The 22220-nt window shown below is 67.6% G+C and carries 18 protein-coding genes; 10 read left to right on the top strand and 8 right to left on the bottom strand.

Annotated elements, in window-relative coordinates; translation table 11 throughout:
- Positions 1-2 precede the first annotated feature (2 nt).
- The 3 genes from HW532_RS16655 to HW532_RS16645 are packed head-to-tail and all read left to right on the top strand — an operon-like array spanning position 3 to position 4026.
- Complete coding sequence (locus tag HW532_RS16655) at positions 3-1613, top strand: dipeptide ABC transporter ATP-binding protein (RefSeq protein ID WP_213161539.1); 1611 nt, start codon at positions 3-5, stop codon at positions 1611-1613.
- A 43-nt stretch (positions 1614-1656) separates the two neighbouring features.
- On the top strand, positions 1657-2883 hold the full coding sequence (locus HW532_RS16650) for a M20 family metallopeptidase (protein ID WP_213161538.1): 1227 nt from the start codon (positions 1657-1659) through the stop codon (positions 2881-2883).
- 18 nt (positions 2884-2901) lie between these two features.
- Positions 2902-4026 (top strand): M24 family metallopeptidase, encoded by a 1125-nt coding sequence (locus HW532_RS16645; RefSeq protein ID WP_213161537.1) that lies wholly within the window; start codon positions 2902-2904, stop codon positions 4024-4026.
- Positions 4027-4157: 131 nt separating this feature from the next.
- On the opposite strand, the gene HW532_RS16640 is transcribed toward HW532_RS16645, so the two are convergent.
- From HW532_RS16640 to HW532_RS22390, 3 genes are read right to left on the bottom strand one after another with little or no spacing between them, the layout of a single operon-like run.
- The gene (locus tag HW532_RS16640; RefSeq protein ID WP_213161536.1) at positions 4158-5480 is read right to left on the bottom strand and encodes an HlyD family type I secretion periplasmic adaptor subunit; all 1323 of its coding nucleotides are present in this window, start codon (positions 5478-5480) and stop codon (positions 4158-4160) included.
- Entirely contained in the window at positions 5477-7204 is a 1728-nt protein-coding gene (locus HW532_RS16635) for a type I secretion system permease/ATPase (RefSeq protein WP_213161535.1), read from the bottom strand. Before HW532_RS16635 ends, HW532_RS16640 begins: the two co-directional genes overlap by 4 nt.
- Positions 7205-7218: 14 nt before the next feature.
- Positions 7219-9345 (bottom strand): M10 family metallopeptidase C-terminal domain-containing protein, encoded by a 2127-nt coding sequence (locus tag HW532_RS22390; protein ID WP_281397136.1) that lies wholly within the window; start codon positions 9343-9345, stop codon positions 7219-7221.
- Positions 9346-9664: 319 nt separating this feature from the next.
- On the opposite strand from HW532_RS22390, the gene HW532_RS16615 reads away from it, so the two are divergent.
- The 4 genes from HW532_RS16615 to HW532_RS16600 all read left to right on the top strand — a co-directional run bounded on the left by HW532_RS16615 (position 9665) and on the right by HW532_RS16600 (position 12738).
- The gene (locus HW532_RS16615) at positions 9665-9979 is read left to right on the top strand and encodes a ribbon-helix-helix domain-containing protein (protein WP_213161534.1); all 315 of its coding nucleotides are present in this window, start codon (positions 9665-9667) and stop codon (positions 9977-9979) included.
- 155 nt (positions 9980-10134) lie between these two features.
- Positions 10135-10530 (top strand): VOC family protein, encoded by a 396-nt coding sequence (locus HW532_RS16610; protein ID WP_213161533.1) that lies wholly within the window; start codon positions 10135-10137, stop codon positions 10528-10530.
- 70 nt (positions 10531-10600) lie between these two features.
- The gene (locus tag HW532_RS16605) at positions 10601-11152 is read left to right on the top strand and encodes a Twin-arginine translocation pathway signal (protein WP_213161532.1); all 552 of its coding nucleotides are present in this window, start codon (positions 10601-10603) and stop codon (positions 11150-11152) included.
- Between the two features lie 14 nt (positions 11153-11166).
- Entirely contained in the window at positions 11167-12738 is a 1572-nt protein-coding gene (locus HW532_RS16600) for a GMC family oxidoreductase (RefSeq protein WP_213161531.1), read from the top strand.
- Positions 12739-12792: 54 nt separating this feature from the next.
- Here HW532_RS16600 and HW532_RS16595 read toward each other — a convergent pair whose 3' ends face one another.
- Positions 12793-13380, bottom strand: coding sequence for a HupE/UreJ family protein (locus tag HW532_RS16595; RefSeq protein WP_213161530.1), 588 nt, complete (start codon positions 13378-13380; stop codon positions 12793-12795).
- Between HW532_RS16595 and HW532_RS16590 the strand changes: the two genes are divergently transcribed.
- Positions 13379-13531 (top strand): hypothetical protein, encoded by a 153-nt coding sequence (locus tag HW532_RS16590; RefSeq protein WP_213161529.1) that lies wholly within the window; start codon positions 13379-13381, stop codon positions 13529-13531. The two genes, HW532_RS16595 and HW532_RS16590, sit on opposite strands and share 2 nt — an antisense overlap.
- A 209-nt stretch (positions 13532-13740) precedes the next feature.
- On the opposite strand, the gene HW532_RS16585 is transcribed toward HW532_RS16590, so the two are convergent.
- From HW532_RS16585 to HW532_RS16570, 4 genes are all read right to left on the bottom strand, one after another.
- Positions 13741-15363, bottom strand: a complete 1623-nt coding sequence (locus tag HW532_RS16585; protein ID WP_246479242.1) for an ABC transporter ATP-binding protein — start codon at positions 15361-15363, stop codon at positions 13741-13743.
- Positions 15360-16244, bottom strand: a complete 885-nt coding sequence (locus HW532_RS16580; protein ID WP_213161527.1) for an ABC transporter permease — start codon at positions 16242-16244, stop codon at positions 15360-15362. The genes HW532_RS16585 and HW532_RS16580 overlap by 4 nt, the downstream gene beginning before the upstream one ends.
- Positions 16244-17185: an ABC transporter permease gene (locus HW532_RS16575; RefSeq protein WP_213161526.1), complete on the bottom strand. Its 942-nt coding sequence runs from the start codon at positions 17183-17185 to the stop codon at positions 16244-16246. Before HW532_RS16575 ends, HW532_RS16580 begins: the two co-directional genes overlap by 1 nt.
- Positions 17186-17247: 62 nt before the next feature.
- Positions 17248-18846, bottom strand: a complete 1599-nt coding sequence (locus tag HW532_RS16570) for an ABC transporter substrate-binding protein (RefSeq protein WP_213161525.1) — start codon at positions 18844-18846, stop codon at positions 17248-17250.
- A 244-nt stretch (positions 18847-19090) separates the two neighbouring features.
- Between HW532_RS16570 and HW532_RS16565 the strand changes: the two genes are divergently transcribed.
- Entirely contained in the window at positions 19091-20686 is a 1596-nt protein-coding gene (locus HW532_RS16565; RefSeq protein WP_213161524.1) for an amidohydrolase, read from the top strand.
- Positions 20683-22209, top strand: coding sequence for a M81 family metallopeptidase (locus HW532_RS16560; protein WP_213161523.1), 1527 nt, complete (start codon positions 20683-20685; stop codon positions 22207-22209). Before HW532_RS16565 ends, HW532_RS16560 begins: the two co-directional genes overlap by 4 nt.
- Positions 22210-22220 lie beyond the last annotated feature (11 nt).

The following is a 22220-nucleotide window of genomic DNA, read 5'->3' as shown; positions in this document are numbered from 1 at the left end:
CCATGCAGCCCATTCTCGCCATAGACGACTACAGTCTCGACTACCGGACGCCGAACGGTCCGTTCCGCGCGCTCAACGGCGTGACCCTCGATGTCGGGCGCGGCGAAGTCATGGGCCTGGTCGGCGAATCGGGCTCCGGCAAGACCTCTCTCGCCTGGGCGATCATGCGCTACCTGCCCGACACCGCGCACGAGGCCGGCGCCATATCACTCAAGGGCGAGGACCTGATGCGCAAGAGCGCCGCCGAGATCCGCCGCATCCGGGGGCGGCGCATCGGCATGGTGTTCCAGGACCCGGGCACCTCGCTCAACCCAACGCTGACCCTCGGCGATCAGGTCGCGGAGGTGTTGATGCGCCACCGCGGGCTCGACCGCAGGGAGGCCTGGGGCGAGGGCGAGGCGATGCTGGAGCGTGTCGGCCTGAAGACGCCCGGTGCCATGATGCGCCGCTATCCCCACGAGGCCTCGGGCGGCGAGAAACAGCGCGTGGTGATCGCCACGGCCTTCGCCTGCCAGCCGGAATGCATCATCTTCGACGAGCCGACCACCGCGCTCGACGTCATCACCGCTCATCAGATCCTCGACCTGTTCGGCGAGCTCCAGGAGGAGACGGAGGTCGCCTCGCTCTATATCTCCCACGACCTTGCGCTGGTCATGAACGTCGCCGACCGCGTCGGTGTCATCCATCGCGGGCAGATCGTGGAGACCGGCGGCTCGCGCGCCGTGCTCACGAGCCCGCAGGACGACTATACGAAGCGCCTCGTCGCCGCCGTGCCCCGGCCCGACCACCGGCTGGTCGCGAGCGCGCCCGATGCCGGGACCGAGCCGCTCATGACGGTGAAGGACGTGACGGTGCGCTATGGCCGCTCCTCCGCCATCTCCAGGCTTCTCGGACACGACGAGGGCCGGGTGACCGGCGCCTCCGCCATCAGCCTGTCGCTCGGGCCCGGCGAGATCCTCGGCATTGTCGGCGAGTCGGGGTCCGGCAAGTCGACGCTCGCCAAGGCACTCACCGGCCTCAACCCGTTCGAGGGCGAGATCGTCTTCTCCGGCCGCACCATCGCGGGCCGCGCCGACATGGACGCCGCCTATCGGCGCGACGTGCAGCTCATCTTCCAGCATCCCGATTCCTCGCTCAATCCGCGCCAGCGCATCGGCGAGATCCTGTCGCGCCCCTTGCGCCTCTATGGCGGCGCGGAAGGGCGGCGCGAGCGCGACACGGTGGCCGAGCTCCTGGAGCAGGTCCGGCTGCCGGCGGACCATGCCCGGCGTTTCCCGCACCAGCTCTCCGGCGGCGAGAAGCAGCGCGTGGCGATCGCGCGCGCCTTCGCCTCGCGCCCGAAGCTCGTCATCTGCGACGAGATCACTTCCGCCCTCGATGTCTCCGTCCAGGCCTCGGTGATCGCGCTCCTGGTGGACCTCCAGAAGCGCTACGGGACCGCCTATCTGTTCATCACGCACGACCTCAACCTGGTGCGCCAGATCGCCCACCGGATCGCGGTCATGTATCGCGGCGACCTCGTCGAGCTGGCAACCGTCGGCGAGATCGCCGCTGGCCCCCGCCACTCCTATACGCGCTCGCTCATCGAGGCCGTGCCCACGCCCGTCGGCTGACCGACCCTCTCCCCCTCCCTCCCCGTCCCCAAGGAGTACCCCCATGGACCGCAAAGCATTGCTCGCCCGACTCGACGAGAAGGCCGCGCTCGACTTCCTGGCCGAGATGGTGCGCCACAAGAGCTATTCGCAAAGCGACGGCGAGCGCGCACTCGCGGAGTTCATGGCCGCCCGCCTGACCGAGATCGGGCTTGAGGCCGAGCTTCAGCCCGTGGAGGGCCGCCGCGTCAACGCCATCGGCCGGTGGGCGGGAACCGGCGGCGGCAAGAGCCTGCTCTTCAACGGCCATCTCGACACCAACCCCGCCACCGAGGGCTGGACGGTCGATCCCTGGGGCGGCATCGTCGACGACAGGTTCATCTACGGGATTGGCGTCTCCAACATGAAGGCGGGCGACGCGGCCTATTACTGCGCCGTCAAGACGCTGATCGACGCCGGCGTGAAGCTTCGGGGAGACGTGATCCTGACTTTCGTGATCGGCGAGCTGCAGGGCGGTGTCGGCACGCTCGCTGCCGTGAAGCGCGGCGTGACGGCGGATTATTTCATCAACAGCGAGCCGACCGACCTCCAGGCGCTGACCATGCACGCCGCCGCCTTCACCTTCCATATCGAGTTGACCGGCGACACCCGCCATCTCTCCAAGCGGGAGGAGGCGGTCGACGCGATCATGGCGGCCTGCGACCTCATTCCGCGCCTTAACGCCATGACCTTCTCCGGTGCCAAGAGCGAGGAGCACCGCGCGATCAACCGCGTCCATGTGGGGGTCGTGCACGGCGCGCTCGGCAAGGATCTGGAGGAATGGCGCCCGCCTCAGGTGGCCGACGTCGTGCGTATCAAGGGCTCGGGCCGCTATGCGCCCGGCCAGACGGAGGAGCAGGCCATCGCCGACATGCGTGCGGTGCTCGACGAGCTCGAGGCCCGCTTCCCCGGCCTCAAGGCGACCATCACGCCGGAGCGCCAGGAGGGCCGCCCGACCATGCCGCCCTTCGAGGTGGCCCGGGATGCGCGCATCGTGACGGCGGTGAACGCGGCCTACGAGACGGTGCGCGGCGAGCCCCAGCCGACCGGCGCCATCGCGCCACCGCGCTATTTCGGGACCGATGCCGGCCATCTCTACGAGGCCGGCGGAATGGAGGGCATCGTGTGCGGCCCGGGCGGGCGCTACAACACCATGCCCGACGAGCGCGTGGACATTGCCGACTATCTCGACATGATCCGCATCTATATGCTCGCCATCCTCGATATCTGCGAAGTGGACGAGAGCGCCTGAGGCGCGGGCGGGGGCATCATGTTCGAGAAGGCCGAATTCGCGCGCAGGGTCGCGCTGGCCCGCGAGGCCATGGCGGGCGCGGATGCCGACATCCTGCTCGTGGATCATGCGGAATGCCTCGCCTGGCTCACCGGTTACACGGTGTCGGAGACCATGTATCGGGCGGCCTTCCTGCCGCGCGAGGGCGAACCGTGGTTCGTCCTGCGCGAGCTCGATACCGTGCCCTGCCGGGCCGCCACATGGATCGACGACATTGTGGGCTTCGCCGACACGGCCGAACCGCAGGAGGTGATGGCGGGCGAACTCGCCGCGCGCGGCTTCACCGGGGCCCGGATCGGGGCGGACTTCCAGTCCTACGCCTTCACCGCCCACACCTTCGCCCGCTTCGGCGCGCTGCTGCCGGAGGCCCGTTTCGTCGACCTGCCCCGCGTCAGCGACCGGCTGCGGGCGACGAAATCGCCTCCGGAGATCGCCGTTATCGAGCGCGCGGCGGGGATCGCCGACGAGGCCATGACCGCGATCCACAGCGCGGCGCGCGAGGGCTTCACGCCGCGCGGGGCCTCCGCGCTCGCCGCGGGCATCTTCGTACGCCGCGGCGCGGATACGGGCGATGTCGGCCCCATCGTGAGGGCCCGTGGCGACAACGGCTTCCTTCATGCCGCACTCGGCGAGGACAGGCTCGGCGATGGCGACATCCTGCATGTGGAGCTCATCCCGAAGGTCGCCAATTACAGCGCGCGGCTCATGCGACCGATCCTGGTCGGCGCGGACCGGGAGGGGCTCGGCGCGGTGGCTGACCGTCTCATCGCCCTTCAGAACCGCCAGATCGCGGCCATGCGCTCCGGTATCGAGGCGTGCGAGGCCGACGCCGTGCTGCGCGAGGCGGTGCTGGCCGAGGGCTTGCGCAAGAGTTACAGCAATGTGAGCGCCTACATGCTGGGGCTCTATGGGCGCACGCCGCGCACCAGCGACTTCTCCTACACGCTCAAGCCCGATGCCCGCTGGCGGCTGGAGACCGGCATGGTGTTCCATGTCTACACCTCCGCCCGCGGCCTGGGGATCAGCGAGACGGTCGCGGTCACGCCCGAGGGCGGCCGGCGGCTCACGCGAACGCCGCGGCGCCTTCTCAGGGCGGACCTCTGAAACCGGCATGGTAGGGTGCCGGTTTAAGCGGGAGGGCATTTGGCAGATTCGTGGTCGCTCATGCCCTCCAGCGTCTTGTATTGCCGCGCTTTCGAACCGGAAAAGTGGTATCCACTTTTCCCGAAAGCGCTCTAGCGTTCCCGGAAGGAACGGCTGAAATAATCCGTCAGCGGCTTCACGAGATAGCTCATCGGCGTGCGCTCGGCGGTGCGGATGAAGACGTCCACCGGCATGCCCGGAACGAGGCCCACCCCCTCGAGCCTGGCGATCTCGTCCTCCGGCAGCACAATCTCGACGCGGTAATAGGAGGCCCTCGTCGTCTCGTCGACGAAGGCGTCGGCGGAAACCTTAGTCACGGTGCCCGAAAGCGCGGGCGTCGTGCGTCGGTCGAATGCGGGAAAGCGCAGGCTCGCCGCCTGGCCGGCGGAGATCTGGTCGATATCGGTCGGATCGATCCGTGCCGCGACGATCAGGGGGCGGTCCTGGGGAATGATGTACATGACGGGCTCCGCCGGCCGCACGACCGAGCGCGGCGCATGCACCGCCAGATCGTAGACCAGCCCGGCCGACGGCGCGCGGATATCGAGCCGCGACAGGGTTTCCCTCATCTTGCGGCGCCTCTCCGCGAATTCCAGTTCGCGCGCCCTGACCTCGCTCAGCCGCGAGATCGCCTCCTCGCGGCGTTGCTTGGCGAGCTTCAGGATCTCGATCCCGGTCTCGGTGATGCGGCCCTGCGCCTCCGCCCTCGAGGCGGCGAGCCGGCCGACGCTCCCCTCCAGCCGCGCCTCCTCGCGCTGGAGGGCAAGCACGCGGGAGGCCTGGGCGAGGCCCTTCTCGAACAGGCTGCGGACGCTGGCGAGCTCCTCGCGGATGAAGCCGAGCTGGAGGACGAGGGCGGCACGCTCTGCGTCGATCCCGGCGATCTGGCTTTCGATCTGGCCCTGGCGCCTGCCGAGCTGCTCGACCTCCCGGGCGAGCGTGTCGCAGCGCGCGTCGAACAGCCTGCGCTGGGCATCGACCATGTCGCCGACATCGCCGCGCCGGCGGGCCGCTTCCAGAAGCTCGCCCTCGAAGGTCACCGTGTCGGCCTCGTCGCGCTCCGCCTCGAGCCGGGCGCGCCGCGCCATCGCCTCGAAGAGCTGGTCCTCGACGATGGCGAGCTCCGATTCGAGCAGTGTGCCATCCAGCCTGACCAGCACCTCGCCGGCTTCGACCGCGTCGCCCTCCTCCACGAGGATCGCGCCGACGACGCCGCCTTCGGGATGCTGCACGACCTGCCGGTTGCGCTCGACCTCGATCTGTCCCGGAGCCACGATCGCACCGGCGATGGTCGCGGCCACGCTCCACAGGCCGAAGCCGCCGACGAGGAGGGCGAGCGCGGCAAGCCCCACGAGCAGCGGCGTGCGGACAGGCCAATGCCCCTTGCCTGCGGGGGACCGATCACCGCCGGTCACGGACCCGCCTCCCGGACGGCCGGCTGCACGATCCGGGCATGGTTCTCCACCTCTCGCCTCAGCACCTCGTCGCGGGGGCCGAAGGCCCGCCGCATCCCGGCCTCCATGACGAGCAGGAGATCGCATTCGGCAATGCCCGCCGGCCGGTGGGTCATGATGACGATGGCGCCGCCAGCGGCCTTCATTTCGCGGATCGCCAGATTGAGCGCCGCAATGCCATCGGCATCGAGGCTGGCATTCGGCTCGTCGAGCACGAGGAGAACCGGGTCGCCATAGAGCGCGCGGGCAAGGCCGACCCTCTGGATCTGACCGCCCGACAGGCCGCTGCCGGTGGCCGAGAGCACGGTATCGTAGCCGTTCGCCAGGCCGAGGATCATGTCATGCGCCCCCGCCTTGCGGGCCGCCTCCACGACGCGTCCGGCATCGGGTTCCCCGGCCATCCGAGCGATATTCTCCGCGACCGTGCCCGCAAACAGCGCCGCCTTCTGGGGCAGATAGCCGATATGGCATCCGAGCTCGTCGGGGTCGTATCGGTCGAGCGCGGCGCCGTCGAGCCGGACCGTGCCGGCGGTGGGCGGCCATACGCCCGTGATGGCGCGCGCGAGTGTCGACTTGCCGGCCCCGCTCTGGCCGATGACGCCGAGCGCCTCGCCCGGCCCGACGCCGAAGGACACCATGCGCAGCGTGGCCTGCGTGCCTCCGGGCGGCATGACGGTGAGCTGGCGAACCTCCAGGCGCGCCTTCGGTTTCGGCAGCGCCGTTCGCGGCGGTTCTCGCGGAATATCCTCCAGCAGCGCACCGAGCGACACCCACCCCCGCCGGGCGCGCTGGACGAGAGCCCAGTTGCCGATGGCCTGCTCGACAGGCGCGAGCGCCCGGCCGAGCAGGATGGAGGCGGCCACCATGGCGCCCGCCGTCAACTCGTGGCGCAGGACGAGATAGGCGCCGAGCGCCAGCATGGCCGACTGGAGGAACAGCCGGAAGGTGCGCGAGGCGGTGGACCAGACACCGGTCCGGTCGCTGACGGCGACGGTTTCGGCGAGCGCCCGATCACGGGCGTCCTTCCAGCGCCGGAACAGCGCCTCGCGCATGCCGAGGCTCTTCACGGTCTCCGTCTCCGCACAGACATTGTCGGCGACGGCATCGGACCGCGAGGTCGCTCCTGCCGAGCGCATGGCCGGGGCCGACGTCGTCATCTGGTTGAGCGCGGTCACTACGACCAGGATGCCGCCGCCGAGAAGGGCGAGCACGCCGAGCCAGGCATGAAAGGCGAAGATCGCCATGAGGAAGACCGGCGTCCAGGGCATGTCGAAGACGGCGAAGAAGACCGGCGCGGTGAAAACCCGCTGTACGGCCTCGAGGTCCCTGAGACCCGACAACGCCGCCCCGGGTCCCGCGCCGCGGGCGGCGCGCTCCAGGACGGCGGAGAAGACGCGCGCGTCGAGCGTATCCTGGATATCCGCACCGATCCGGGCCATGACGCGGCCGCGCGCATAGTCCAGCAGCCCCATCATCGCGAACAGAAACGCCACGATGACGAGGAGCGCAACGAGCGTCGCCTCCGAGCGGCTGGCCAGCACGCGGTCATAGACCTGGAGCATGAAGACCGGCCCGGTGAGCATCAGCGCATTGACGGCGAGGCTGAAGACGCAAACGGCAAACAGCGATCGCCGGTGCCGCGCGAGGGCGCGCCTCAACTCGTCCGGTCCCCTGTCGGTCGTCATCGCGGCGCCGAGGCTCAGGCGAACAGGAAGTCGTCGGCCGTCAACCGCGAATGGTCCGTCCCGGAGAATACGATGGAGACATCGGCAAAGGTGACGAGTGCATCCTCGCCGCTCGCCGCGATCTCGAGATCGCCGAATGCCGATGCACCCGACAGGACGGCGATCCGGTCGGTGCCATCCTCGAAATCGAGGATCGTGTCGGCCCCGCAACCCGAGCGGAAGACGAATGTATCCGCACCGGCACCACCTTCCAGCAGGTCGTTTCCGAGACCGCCATCGAGCCTGTTCTGCCCGGCATTGCCGCAGATCCGGTTATCCTGCGAATTACCCGTCCCGTCGATGTCGCCCGTCCCGGTGAGCGTCAGGATCTCGATGTACTGGCTGTGCGCATTGAGGTTGAAGGAGACGTTGGAGCGCACCTCGTCCGTCCCGAAATCCGCCGGTTCGAGAACGAGATCGCCTGCATCCTCCACATAGTAAATGTCGTCGCCCTGCCCGCCATGCATCCGGTCCGCACCGGCGCCGCCCCACAGGATGTCGTTGCCGGGACCGGCATAGATCACATCGTCGCCCGCACCGCCGTTCAGCACGTTGTCGCCGGCAGTGCCATAGATCCGGTTGTCCTGCGCATTGCCCGTCCCGTCGATGTCGCCCTCGCCAGTGAGCCGCAGGATCTCGAGGTGCTGGCCGTGCGCACCGAGGTTGAAGGAGACGTTGGAGCGCACCTCGTCCGTCCCGAAATCCGCCGGTTCGAGAACGAGATCGCCCGCATCCTCCACATAATAGATGTCGTCGCCCTGCCCGCCATGCATCCAGTCCGCACCGGCGCCGCCCCACAGGATGTCGTTGCCGGGACCGGCATAGATCACATCGTCGCCCGCACCGCCGTTCAGCACGTTGTCGCCGGCAGTGCCGTAGATCCGGTTATCCTGCGAATTGCCCGTCCCGTCGATGTCGCCCTCGCCGGTGAGCCGCAGGATCTCGAGGTGCTGGCCGTGCGCACCGAGGTCGAAGGAGACGCTGGAACGCACCTCGTCCATCCCGAAATCCGCCGGTTCGAGAACGAGATCGCCCGCATCCTCCACATAGTAAATGTCGTCGCCCTGCCCGCCATGCATCCAGTCCGCACCGGCGCCGCCCCACAGGATGTCGTTGCCGGGACCGGCATAGATCACATCGTCGCCCGCACCGCCGTTCAGCACGTTGTCGCCGGCAGTGCCATAGATCATGTCGTCGCCGGAGCCCGACACCGCATTCTCGATATGGGTATTGCGGGCGATGATCATGTTGCCCGTCAGCCCGAGCACATCGGAGATCGCCTCCGGCCTCAGATCGATGCGCTGGTCGGCGGTCTGCGAGCGGAAATCGATCGTATCGATCCCATCGCTGTCGCTGATCGTGAAGGTGACCGGATTCGTCATCGCGATCAGCCCGTCGAGCACCCCGCCCGCCGTGGAATTCTCGCCATAGACCGTATCGCCCGCATGGATCGCAGCCGGTTCGCCGTAAATATCGTGGATGGCGATGAGATCGGCCACCATCGGTGTGATGGCAAAGGCATAGGAGGCCTGGATATAGGTGTTCTCGCTCTGGTCGAAATAGGACATGAGCGAGCTTTGCCAGGATTCGTTCAGATAGTGGTTGTCGATGCCGTAAGTCGCGCCGCCATTGTAGTTTCCGGCGTGTCCGAGGCCGAGCGCATGGCCGATCTCGTGCAGATAGGCCTGGAAATAGTAGTTGTCGAGGCTCGCCCCGGACCCTGCGGGAATCGTCCAGCCGATATTGACCCGGGCATTCTGGATAATGCCGCCGAGCGTGGAGACCGCGGTGCCGGCACCCGACCCGTTGTCCGTGAACAGGATCTGGGGGTCGCCGGCGACCTCGACAAAGCCGATGCCCGTGACGGACGACCATGTGTCCAGGGCCGCTGCCGCCAGGGCCTGTCCCTCCGGCGTGAGCGAGGAATAATCGACTGTCAGAACACCGCCGGACGCCACGTCGAAGCGCGCCGCGGAACGGCCAACGTCCTCCCAGAAACCCTGCCGGAGATAGTGGGCGATCTGGCCGTTGGTGAAAACCGGCAAGGTCTCCGCCGCTTCCGCATACAGACCGCCGCCCGCGGTCCCCGTCGTTCCCGCCATCGATATCCTCCCGACCATCGCGCCATACGGTCGCCGGCTCGATCCTGCGCCGCCCTCCAAGCGCATTCGCCACGTCCGGACACCATTGCCCTTTTACACCTATTCAGTGCATTTTCAACAAAAACCCTCAAAAGTCGCTCGCTCCGCCTACGGACGGAAAGGCCCGCCATTCCGCATTTGGCGCTTCGCGGCGACCGGCTTATAGTCGTTCTAATGTGATCCGGCCCCGCCAGCCCCGCGACACACTCCGGGGGGCGGGGACCGCAAGGCCGGCAGCGCGGAAGACGGGCCGGCCCACACAAGGGATGGAGCGCCAGCCATGTGCCATATCTTTGCCGGACAGGACCCCAGGGGATACGCATACGAAACGCGCTCGGTCCGGCTTCTCGGCCACCCGACGAGCGTGCGGCTCGAGGCCCGTTTCTGGACGATCCTGGAGGAGATCGCGGAGGCCCAGGACATGCCGATGGCGCGCTTCCTCTCCAAGCTCTACGAGGAGGCGCTCGACATCCATGGCGAGGTCACGAACTTCGCCTCGCTCCTGCGCTGCTGCTGCCTGAACTATCTCGACAGCGGTTTCGACCATGAGCGGCTCGCCCGCGAGGCGGACCCTGCGCAGCGCGTCGTCGCGTAGTACCGGGATAACACCACCGCGGCGCCGTTCCGCATTAAAGTTGTTGCCATCTCGACAAACCGGAGCCTGACGGCAGGGACGCCGGGCCGGACGCGCTTTTGCGCGCCCTGTCTCCGCACGCCCGCCTCGGGAGAGACAGGGAGCAACCGTACGGAATGGCCAAACCCATTCACATGATGATCCGCGTCCTTGACGAGGACAAATCCGTCGACTTCTACGGCAAGGCCTTCGGCCTCGGCATAAAGGACCGGTTCGCTTTCGACGATTTCACGCTGGTCTATCTGAAGAACGACGAGAACGATTTCGAGGTCGAGCTCACCGTCAATCACGGGCAGGACGAGCCCTATACCCACGGCACGGGCTACGGCCATCTCGCCTGCTCCGTCGCCGATCTCGACGCCGAGCACGCCCGTTTCGAGGAACTCGGGCTTGGCCCCACGCCGATCAAGGAGTTCCACCGCGACGGCGCGCTCATGGCCCGCTTCTTCTTCGTCACCGATCCCGACGGATACAAGATCGAGGTGCTCCAGAGGCACGGCCGCTACACCTGATCCGCCTGCCCCGCGCAGGCAACGACGAGGCCCGAAAACGGGCCCAACAAGAACCAAGGAGGAAACGACAATGAGACTGATCGACAAGCGCGTGACGGTCACGCGGCGCGGGCTTATCGCCTCGGGCGGCGTGGGCCTTGTCGCGATGACCGTTCTGCCGGGCGGCATGATCGCGGGCGCGAACGGGGCTTGGGCGGCCACTGCGGATGCCCTGAAGCCGGAGACCTTCGCGACCCTCGTCCAGATGGCCCGCGATCTCTATCCCCATGACCGGCTGGCGGACAAGTACTACGCCATCGCCATTACCGGCCTCGACGCCAAGGCCAGGGAGGATGCGGGGCTCCAGACCCTCCTGGAGGATGGCGCGACGGGGCTTAACGAGGCGGCACAGGGCCGGCAGGGCCGCAACTACGCCGATGTCGCCTGGGAGGCCGACCGCGTGGCGATCCTCTCCGACATGCAGGAGAGCCCGTTCTTCCAGACCGTGCGCGGCCACATGATCACGGGCCTCTACAATCAGAAGGAGGTCTGGGCGATCTTCGGCTATGAGGGCGAGAGCGCGTCCTATGGCGGCTATCTCCACCGCGGCTTCGACGATATCGACTGGCTCGACCAGGTCTGAAGGGGGAGGGAAAGATGGCTGCGAAATTCGATCTGAACGACGACAGCGTCGTCGTCATCGTCGGCTCCGGCGCGGGCGGCGGAACGCTTGGCAACGAGCTCGCCCAGAAGGGCATCAAGACGGTCGTCCTGGAGGCGGGCGCACGGCACGATATTGGCGATTTCGTCAATGACGAATGGGCCGCCTTCACCCAGCTGTCCTGGCTCGACAAGCGCACCACCTCGGGCAGCTGGCGCGTCCACAAGGACTTTCCGGGCCTGCCGGCCTGGATCGTCAAGGCAGTCGGCGGCTCGACCGTCCACTGGGCCGGCGCCTCCTTGCGCTTCCAGCCGCACGAGTTCAAGGCGCGCACCCATTACGGTGCGGTGCCCGGCGCCAACCTCCTCGACTGGCCGGTCACGCTGGAGGAGATGGAGCCCTATTACGCCAAGGCCGAGGACAAGATGGGCGTGACCCGGACGAACGGCATTCCGGGCCTGCCGGGCAACAACAACTTCAAGGTCATGAAGAAGGGCGCGGACCTGCTCGGCTACAAGACCTGCAATACCGGCCACATGGCGATCAACTCCGAGCCCCGCGACGACCGCGGTTCCTGCCTGCAGATCGGCTTCTGCTTCCAGGGCTGCAAGTCGGGCGCGAAATGGTCGACGCTCTATACAGAGATCCCCAAGGGCGAGGAGACCGGCAATCTGGAGGTCCGCTCCGATGCGCAGGTGCTCCAGATCGAGCACGGCGCGAACGGCAAGGTGACGGGTGTCGTCTATGCCGACAAGGATGGCAACCAGCATCGCCAGAAGGCGCGGATCGTGGCGGTCGCTGGCAACTCCATCGAGAGCCCGCGCCTGCTCCTGAACTCCGCCTCCTCCATGTTCCCCGACGGGCTCGCCAACTCGTCCGGCCAGGTGGGGCGTAACTACATGCGCCACATGACGGGCTCGATCTACGGCATCTTCGAGCGCCCGGTGCACATGTATCGCGGAACGACCATGGCCGGCATCATCCAGGACGAGGCGAAGCTCGACCCGAGCCGCGGCTTCGTCGGCGGCTACGAGTTCGAGACCCTGTCGCTCGGCCTGCCCTTCATGGCGGCCTTCCTCGATCCGGGCGCCTGGGGGCGGTCCTTCTCCAGCGCGCTCGACATGTATGCCAACATGGCCGGCATGTGGATCGTCGGCGAGGACATGCCCCAGGAAGGCAACGCCATCACACTCCATCCCAGCGAGAAGGACCAGTTCGGCCTGCCGGCGCCCAATGTCAACTTCAACGACCATGACAACGACAAGGCCATGCGCCAGCATGCCTACCGGCAGGGATCGGCGCTCTACGACGCGGTCGGCGCGACGCGGACCTTCCACACGCCGCCCTACCCGTCGACCCACAATCTGGGCACCAACCGGATGAGCGAGAAGCCGGCCGACGGTGTGGTCAACCGCCACGGCCAGGCCCACGACATCGACAATCTGTTCGTCTCCGACGGCAGCCAGTTCACGACCGGCGGCGCGGAGAACCCGACGCTCACCATCGTGGCGCTGGCGATCCGCCAGGCCGACTACATCGCCGACCAGATGGGGAAGAACGCGATCTGAGCCCTTGCTCCCGCGGCGCCGGTCCCTGCACGGCGCCGCGGATAGGCAAGCCCCTCAAACGACGGCCAGCGCGAGACCTGCCGCCGCCGTCGCGGCGCCCGCGCCGCGGATCACATTGCGCCACAGCGCATCGCGCGAGACGAGCCCGAACAGGACGCCAACCCCGTGCAGGCCCGCGGTGGCGAGCGCAAAGCCCGCGGCATAGAGCAGCGCCGTTCCGGCGGCCGGGGCTTCCATGCCATGGGCGTGGCCATGGAACAGGGCGAAGACACCGATGAGAACCGCGCCGGCCGCCACCGGCAGGTCGACGGCGAGCGCGACGAGAATGCCGAGCGCAACGATGGAGGCGAGAATGCCCGGCTCGACGAAGGCCAGCGGCATGCCTGCCATGCCCAGCGCGCCGCCGACGAGCATGACGCCGACAAAGGCGCACGGCCAGACCCACAGGGCCCGCCCGCCCTTGAGCGCCGCCCACAGGCCGACAGCGACCATGGCGAGGATATGGTCCAGCCCGCCCAGCGGATGGGTAAGCCCCGCGGCGAAGGAGGAGGTGGAGCCCGCCCCGACATGGGCGCTTGCGGGCTCGACAGTGACGAGCGCGAACAGGGCTGCAGGCGCGGCGATACGGATGAAGGATCTCATGGCAGGCATTCTCCTCGGGCGAATCGGTTCACGAAAGAGCGCGAGCTTAAGCCCTTGCGCACCCGGCCCGAAACACCCGTTCACCATCCTGTCGCCGGCGTTCCGCCAGATGGGCCGCATCGCCGGCCGGATGGGAATGAGCACGGTCTGAGCGGCAGGCACGGCTGGAATTGAGAAGAAAGCGTCGTCCCGGGACTCGTTTGCGGAACCCAACGGTGTCGCGATTCTTTGGTTGCCCTCGCGGTTCCTTTGTTCGTCGTCCCCGCGAAAGCGGGGATCCATCTCTCCGAGTCCGCTCATGCGTCCCCGCTTTCGCGGGAATGACGAAAGGCGGGAAAGTCTCGTTAGATGGGCCTGAGGTCAGGCCGCCGTCCCCGCGAAGCGCGTCTCCCGGCCCGGCGCGGCTGCGAGCAGTGCGCGGGTATAGTCGTGCTGGGGATGGCCGTAGACCTCGCGCGTCAGGCCCTGCTCGACCACCTGGCCGTGGCGCATGACCATGATGCGGTCGCAGATCTGGGCGGCGACGCGCAGGTCGTGGGTGATGAACAGCATGGCCAGATCGAAGCGCTGGCGGATATCGGCGAGCAGGTCGAGCACCTGGGCCTGCACGGAGACGTCGAGGGCGGAGACCGCCTCGTCGGCGATCAGCACCTTCGGTTCCATGGCGAGCGCACGGGCGATGCAGATGCGCTGGCGCTGGCCGCCGGAGAACTGGTGGGGGAAGCGGTCGAGCGCGTCGGGCGACAGCCCCACCACCGTCATCAGCTCGCGCGCATTGGCGAGCGCCTTCTCCGCGCTCATGCCGAAATTCATCGGCCCCTCGACGATGGACTGGCCCACCGTGCGGCGCGGATTGAGCGAGCGGTACGGGTCCTGGAAGACGATCTGGATATCGCGCCGGTGCGGCCTCAACCTGCGCTCGTCGAGGCGCGCGACGTCCTCGCCATTGATGAGCACGGTGCCCGATGTGGGATCGACCAGCCGCACCACGCAGCGCGCGACCGTCGACTTGCCCGAGCCGGATTCGCCGACCACGCCAAGGGTCTCGCCGGGACGGACGGTGAGCTCGACATCCTGGGCGGCATGCACCAGCCGGCCGGAGGAGAACCAGCCCGTGCTACCATAGACCTTGTTGAGCCCCTTCACCTCCAGCGCCGGATCGGCGGGCTTGGGCTCGGGGCGCTCCGGCGGGGTAAGGCTCGGCACGGCGGCCATCAGCATCTGGGTATAAGGGTCCTTGGGCGCATTGAGCACCTCGCTTGCCGGCCCCTGCTCCACGATGCGCCCGTCGCGCATCACCACCACCCGGTCGGCGATCTCGGCGACCACACCGAAATCGTGGGTGATGAACAGCACGCCCATGCCGTGGCGGCGCTGGATGTCCTTCACGAGCCTCAGGATCTGGGCCTGCGTCGTCACGTCGAGCGCTGTGGTCGGCTCGTCGGCGATCAAAAGCGCCGGTTCGAGGGTCAGCGCCATGGCGATCATGATGCGCTGGCGCTGGCCGCCGGAGAGCTGATGGGGATAGGAGTGATAGAGCTTCTCCGGCTCCGGGAGGTTCACGTCCCCCATGGTCTCCAGCACGCGCTTGCGGCGGTCCGACGGCGAGAGGTCGGTGTGGATCTCCAGCATCTCGCTGATCTGCTCGCCGACCTTGATGACCGGGTTCAGCGCCGTCATCGGCTCCTGGAAGATCATCGCCATCTTCTCGCCGCGCAGCCGGCGCATGGCCCGTGTCGACTGCTTCAGAACGTCGATGCCCTGGACCATGACCTCGCCGGCGACCGGCTTCAGCGCGCGCGGCGGGTTCAGCCCCATCACCGTGAAGGCGGTGACCGACTTGCCCGAACCGGACTCGCCCACCACGCAGACGAGCTCTCCGGCATCCACGGAAAAGCGCACATCGTCCACCGCATAGCGCCGGTCGGCGCCCTTGGGCAGCTCCACGGTCAGACCGCGAATATCGAGAACCGGCTCGCTCACATCTTCCTCGCAATTCTCGGGTCGAGCGTGTCGCGCAGCCCGTCGCCCATCACATTGACCGCCAGCACGGTGATCGCCAGCGCGATGCCGGGATAGAAGATGATCCATGGGCTGATCTGGAAATAGGTCCGCCCCTCCGACATGATGTTGCCCCAGCTCGGGATCTCAGGCGGGATGCCCGCTCCGAGGAAGCCGAGAATGGCCTCCAGCAGCATCGCCGAGCCGCAGATATAGGTCGCCTGGACGATGAGCGGCGCGATCGTGTTGGGCAGGATATGGCGGGTCATGACGAGCGGCGTGCGCGTGCCCGCCGCGATCGCCGCCTCCACATAGGGTTCCTCGCGCACCGTCAGCACGACCGAGCGGACGAGGCGCACCACGCGCGGGATCTCCGGCACCACGATGGCGACGATCACCGTCATGAGCGTCGCGCCCGACAGCGAGACGAGCGCGATGGCGAGCAGGATGCCGGGGATCGACATGAGCCCGTCCATGATGCGCATGATCGGCGCGTCGAGCGCGCGGATATAGCCCGCGATCATGCCGAGGAACAGGCCGATCGCCACCGCGACGGCAGCCACGGCCACGCCCACGACGAGGGAGACCCTGGCGCCCGACACGACCCGGGCGAAGACATCGCGGCCCAGAAAGTCGGTGCCGAACCAGAGTTCCATGGAGGGCGGTTTCAGCCTCTGGGTGGGGTTCAGCGCCATGGGATCGGAGGTGAAGTTGGGGCCGACAATGGCGACGAGCACCATTGCGAGCAGCAGCCCGCCGCCCATGAGGACGCCGCGGTGGGCCAGCACGAGGCCGAGTGCGCTCTTCTCGCGCCGGGCGCCCACCACGCCCTCCTCTTCGGCAGTGTCCTTCGCAAGGGCCATCAGTAGCGGATCCTCGGGTCGAAGAAGGAATAGCTGATGTCGATCAGGAGGTTGATGACGATGTAGACGAAGCTGAAGAACAGGATCAGCCCCTGGATGATCGGATAGTCGCGCGCCAGCACCGCGTCGAGCACGAGACGCCCGAGGCCCGGAATGTTGTAGACGCTCTCGGTCACCACCACGCCGCCGATCAGGAGCGCGATGCCGATGCCGATGACCGTCACGATCGGTACGGCGGCATTGGCGAGCGCGTGGCGGATCAGGATGGTGAACTCGTTCTGCCCCTTGGCGCGGGCGGTGCGCACATAGTCCTCCTGCAGAACCTCGATCACGGAGGCCCGCGTCATGCGCGCGATCAGCGCGATGAAGATCACGCTCAGCGTCATGGTCGGCAGCGCGATATGGGCGAAGAAGGGGCCGAGACCGTCGGCGGGACTTCGGTAGCCCTGCACCGGCAACAGGTTGAGCTTCATGGAGATGACATAGATCAGCACATAGCCGAGCACGAAGACCGGCACCGAGAAGCCCGCCACGGAGAACAGCATCACGAACCGGTCGATCAGGCTGCCCGATTTCCAGGCCGCCACGGCACCGAGCGGGACCGCGACGAGGACCGAGAACACGATGGTTGTCAGCGACAGCATGAGCGTTGGCTCGATGCGCTGCGCGATCAGCGTTGTCACGGGCAGGTTGGTGAAGATCGACGTGCCCAGATCCCCCTGGAGCAACACGCCGATCCAGGTGAGGAACTGCTGCGGGATCGGGTCGTTCAGCCCGAGTTGCTCGCGAATCCGGGCAATGTCCTCCGCGGTGGCGTAGTCGCCGGCGATGACGGAGGCCGGATCGCCCGGCGAAAGGCGCAGCATAAGGAACACGAAGAGCGCCACGACCGCCATCACGGGCACGGTCGCGAGCACGCGCATGAGAATGTATCGCAGCATCTAGCCCGTCTTTCCGCCTGCCCGGCCGCCCCTCGGGGAGCGGCCGGGCGAGGGTTCATGGGTCACGAAACGGACAGGTTCCAGAAGAACTGGACCGGCGAGCGGATCAGGCCGGAGACTTTCTTGCTGTAGGCGACCGGCACGAAGAACTGGCCGAGATGGCCCGATGCGCCGATGGCCCAGAGACGTTCCTGGACCTTGTGCGCCGCCGCCAGCTTCTCCTCCTCGGTCTTGGCGAGGGGATAGGCCTTGCGGGCCTCCTCCAGCTCCTCGTCGGAGGCCCAGCCGAACCAGCCCTTCTCGGGATCGCCGGAGAACGCGATCGACATGGGATCGATCACGTCGGCGCCGATCCACCAGGTGTGGAACATGTTCCAGCCGCCCTTGTCGACCGGCTCGCGGCTGGCCCGGCGCGAGGTGAGCGTGGACCAGTCCATCGCCTGCATCTCGACCTTGAAGCCCGCCTTGCGCAAGGCTTCCGCCGTCACCAGCGAGAAGGCCGACAGGAGCGGAATGTCGGTCGGCTGCATGATCACGACGGGCGTGCCGTCGTAGCTGGTCTTGGCGAGCGCCTCCTTGGCCTTGGCGGGATCGCCGACCTTCATGACGTCGGAACCGACCTCGCTCGCATTGGGCGTGCCGCAGGGATAGACGGAGAAGCAGGTGTTCCAGTACTTCTGGTCGCCGACGCCGGCGGCCATGTAGTCTTCCTGCTTCATCGCCATGATCGCGGCGCGGCAGACCTCCGGATCGTTGAACGGCGGCAGGAGGTGGTTGAACCGCGCGAAGCCGATATTGCCGAGCGGGTCGTTCACCTCCACCGTGATGTCCGGATTGCTCTCCAGGATCGGGGTCAGATCGTTCGCCGGCTGCTCGAAATAGTCCACCTCGCCGGCCAGCAGCGCGTTCATGGCCGTGGTCTGGTCGGGGAAGTAGAGCCACTCCACCCGGTCGACCTTGGCGACCTTGCCGCCCGCGGCCGCCGAGGGCGGCTCGTCGCGCGGGACATAGTCCTCGAATTTCTCGTAGACGACCTTCGAGCCCGGCGTCCACTCCTCCGACACGAACCGGAAGGGTCCGGAGCCCGTATAGTCCTTGATCTGCTCGAAGGGATCGGTCTCCGCGACGCGTTTCGGCATCATGAAGGGCACGTTGGAGGAGATCTTGCCGATCGACTCCAGAACGAGACCGTAGGGTACCGAGAGCTTCATCTCGAAGGTGCGGTCGTCGACCGCCTCGAGGCTGTCGGTGACGTTCATGAGCTGCTGGCCCATGCCGTCGCGCGCGCCCCAGCGCTTGAGCGAGGCGACGCAATCCTCAGCCTTCACTGGCGCGCCGTCGTGGAACTTCAGACCCTCGCGCAGCGTGAACGTCCAGGTCTTCTTGTCGTCGGAGACGGTCCAGCTATCGACCATCTGCGGCTGCGGCTTGAAGTCCTCATCCATCGCGAACAGCGTGTCGTAGATGAGATAGCCGTGGTTGCGCGTGATATAGGCCGTGGTCCAGATCGGATCGAGGTTCTTCAGATCCGCATGGGGAATCACGCGAAGTACAGATTTGCCTTGCCCGTAGGCGGCCTTGCCCAGCACGGACGCCCCGAGCGGGAGCGCGAGCGTGGAGGCAGAGGCCACGAGAAACTCCCGCTTCGTCCACCGTTTCATGTTGTCACCCCTCTGTTTGCGGCTTCGTTCTTTGGATGCGGGAATTGAGATATCCCGTCTCATTCGCATGGCTCGCCACTGCCATCCGTTTAGGCTTGAATTAACGCGTCCCCGGCTCGCGCTGTCAACGCCTTCTCTCAGCTTGACGCAGGAGGCGACGCCGGGTCAAGCTACCGCCCGCCATCTCCGGCGGAGGCTCTCAATGTCCAGAATATCGCTGTTTCGGGCGAAAAAAATCCTCACCATGGATCCCAATCGCCCCGAGGCGACCCATGTCGCGGTCCGCGACGGTCTCGTGCTTGCCGTCGGCGGCCCCGACTGTGCAGAGGGCTGGGGAGAGGCCGCGGTCGACGACCGCTATGCCGACAAGATCATGCTGCCCGGCCTCATCGAGGCCCACGCCCATGTCATGGCCGGCGGCATCTGGCGCTACCCCTATGTCGGCCATTACGACCGGACCGATCCTGCGGGGCGCGTGTGGCCCGGCATCGGCTCGACGGATGCCCTCGTTGCGCGCCTGCGCGAGCTCGAAAGCGCGATGGAGGACGACGGCCGGCCGCTCGTCGCCTGGGGGTTCGATCCGAATTTCGTGGCGGGCGAGAGGCTCGACCGGCACCACCTCGACCGGGTCTCGGAGCAGCGGCCGGTCGCCATCCTGCATTCCAACGTCCATCTCCTGACGGCGAACTCCGCGGCGCTCGCCGGGGCCGGCCTCGACGCATCCAGCAACATCGAGGGCGTCATGCGCGAGGCGGACGGCACGCCCTCCGGCGAGCTCCAGGAGTTCGCCGCCATGGCGCCCGTGCTCAATGCGACCGGGCTCGACTTCGCCTCGCTCAGCAACAACGGGGAGGCCGTGCGCGCCTATGGCGAGGTCGCCAGGCGCTGCGGGGTCACGACGGTCGCCGACCTGCTCTCCGGCTTGCACGGGGAAGAGGTGGACATGCTCATCGGCGTGACCGGCGCGGACGGCTTTCCCGTCCGCTACGTGCCGATCATGAACGCCATGGAGGGCGACCCCGACAGGGAGGCGGAACGCGCGGTGGCTCTCAGGGCGCGCTCGACCGACAAGCTGCGGCTCGGCCGCGCCAAGCTCTTCACCGACGGCGCGATCCAGGGCTTCACCGCCAAGCTCAAGGCACCGGGCTATTACACCGGCACCGACCACGGCATCTGGAACATGGAGCCGGACCATTTCCGCGCCGCGGTGATGGCGCTCCACCGGCACGGCGTGAAGACCCATATCCACACCAATGGCGACGCGGCCTCCGAATTCGCCATGGACGCCTTCGAGGCGGCGATGCGCGCCCATCCCAATGTCGACCACCGCCATACGCTGGAGCACGCCCAGCTCGCCAACCGCGCGCAGTTCAAGCGCATGCGCGCGCTCGGCCTCACGGTCAATCTGTTCGCCAACCATCTCTACTATTTCGGCGACGTCCACCTGACCCGCACGCTCGGGCCGGACCGGGCGTTCCGCATGGATGCCTGCGCGGATGCGCTGGACGTCTTCGGCGGCGAGTTCGCGATCCATTCCGACGCGCCCGTCACCCCCATGGCACCGCTGTTCACTGCCTGGTGCGCGGTCAACCGGCTGACGGCGGAGGGCCGGCGGCTCGGCGAGGCGCAGCGCATCCCCGTGCAGGCCGCCCTGCGCTGCATCACGCTGGGGGCGGCCCATGTGCTGAAGCTCGACGACGAGCTCGGCTCCATCGAGACCGGAAAGCGCGCCGATTTCTGCCTTCTCGACGAAGACCCGCTCGCCACCCCGCCCGACGCGCTGAAGGATATCGGCGTGGCCGGCACCGTGTCCGGCGGCCAACCGACTGGAGAGACATGAGCAAGCCCCGCATCGCCATTGCCGGTTTCCAGCACGAGACCAACACCTTCGCGCCGATTCCGACCCGGTACTCCGACTTCGAGCGCGGCGGCGCCTGGCCCGGCATCACGCGGGGCGACGCGGTCCCGGAAACCTTCTCCGGCCTCAATATCCCGATCGGCGGCTTCATCTCGGCGGCGGGCGACTTCGACCTCGTGCCCGTCCTGTGGGCGGGCGCGGAACCCGGCGGCTATGTGGAGCGCGACGCCTTCGACCGCATCTCCGGCGAGATCGTGGACGCGGTCGTGGCCGCAGGCCCCCTCGACGGTCTCTATCTCGACCTTCACGGGGCGATGGTTCCAGACGGCTACGAGGACGGCGAGGGCGAGCTCCTGCGCCGCATCCGCGACGCCGTCGGCCCGGACCTGCCGATCGCGGTGAGCCTCGATCTCCATGGCAATCTGACGCCGCAATTCGCCGAACTCGCCTCCATAACGGCGATCTACCGCACCTATCCCCATGTCGACATGGCGGAGACGGGCGCACGCGCCGCCCGGCTCCTTGGCGCGCTTATCGCCCGCGGGCGCCCCTTCGCCAAGGCGTTCCGGCAGCTCGATTTCATCGCGCCGATCACCGCACAATCGACGCGGCGCGAGCCGGCAGCGCGGCTCTACGGCCTGCTGCCCGGGCTGGAACGCGACGGCGCGGTCTCCGTGGACTTCGCCTTCGGATTTCCGCCCGCCGACATTCACGATTGCGGCCCCTCCATCCTTGCCTATGGGGAGGACGAGCGCGCCGCGTCGGCGGCCGCCGACGCCATGGCGAAGGCCGTGACAGAGGCGGAAGGAGAGCTCGCCAATCCGCTGCTGCCGGCCGGCGAGGCGGTGCGCCGCGCGATGGAGATCTCAGCCGGCGCCGAGCGCCCGGTCGTGATCGCCGACCCGCAGGACAATCCGGGCGCTGGCGCGACCGGCGAGACAACGGGGCTGCTCCGGGCGCTCCTCGACAACGGGGCCCGAGACGCCGCCATCGGCGTGCTCTGGGACCCCGATTGCGCGGCCGCAGCCCACGCGGCGGGGCTCGACGCGACGATCGAAGCCCGGATCGGCGGCCGCTTCCCGGACGTCGGCGGCCCGCCCGTCACCGCCACCGCGACGGTCGAGGCGCTGTCCGATGGCCAGTTCCTCTTCACCGGCCCGTTCTATGGCGGGGCGACCGCGCATCTCGGCCCCATGGCCTGCCTCAGGATCGACACCCATGGCGGCGGGCTCGTGCGGGTGATCGTCGCCTCGACACGCGCCCAGAACGCCGACCAGGCCATGTTCCGCGCACTCGGCGTCGAGCCGACCGCCCAGCGGATCGTCGCGGTGAAGAGCGCGATCCACTTCCTTGCCGACTACGAGCCCATCGCGGAGACCGTGCTCTTCGCCGAAGCGCCCGGCGCCAATCCCTGCGCCATTGCGAGCATCCCCTACAGGCATCTGCGCCCGGGCGTCCGCCTCGGCCCCTGCGGCCCGCAATTCGCCGAGGCGCAGACCGCCTGACAGCCACGCCC

Origin of the sequence: Kaustia mangrovi, from assembly GCF_015482775.1 — a bacterium.
In the GTDB taxonomy this organism is placed as follows: Bacteria; Pseudomonadota; Alphaproteobacteria; order Rhizobiales; family Im1; genus Kaustia; species Kaustia mangrovi.
This window is presented reverse-complemented; position numbering and strand designations above follow the sequence as displayed.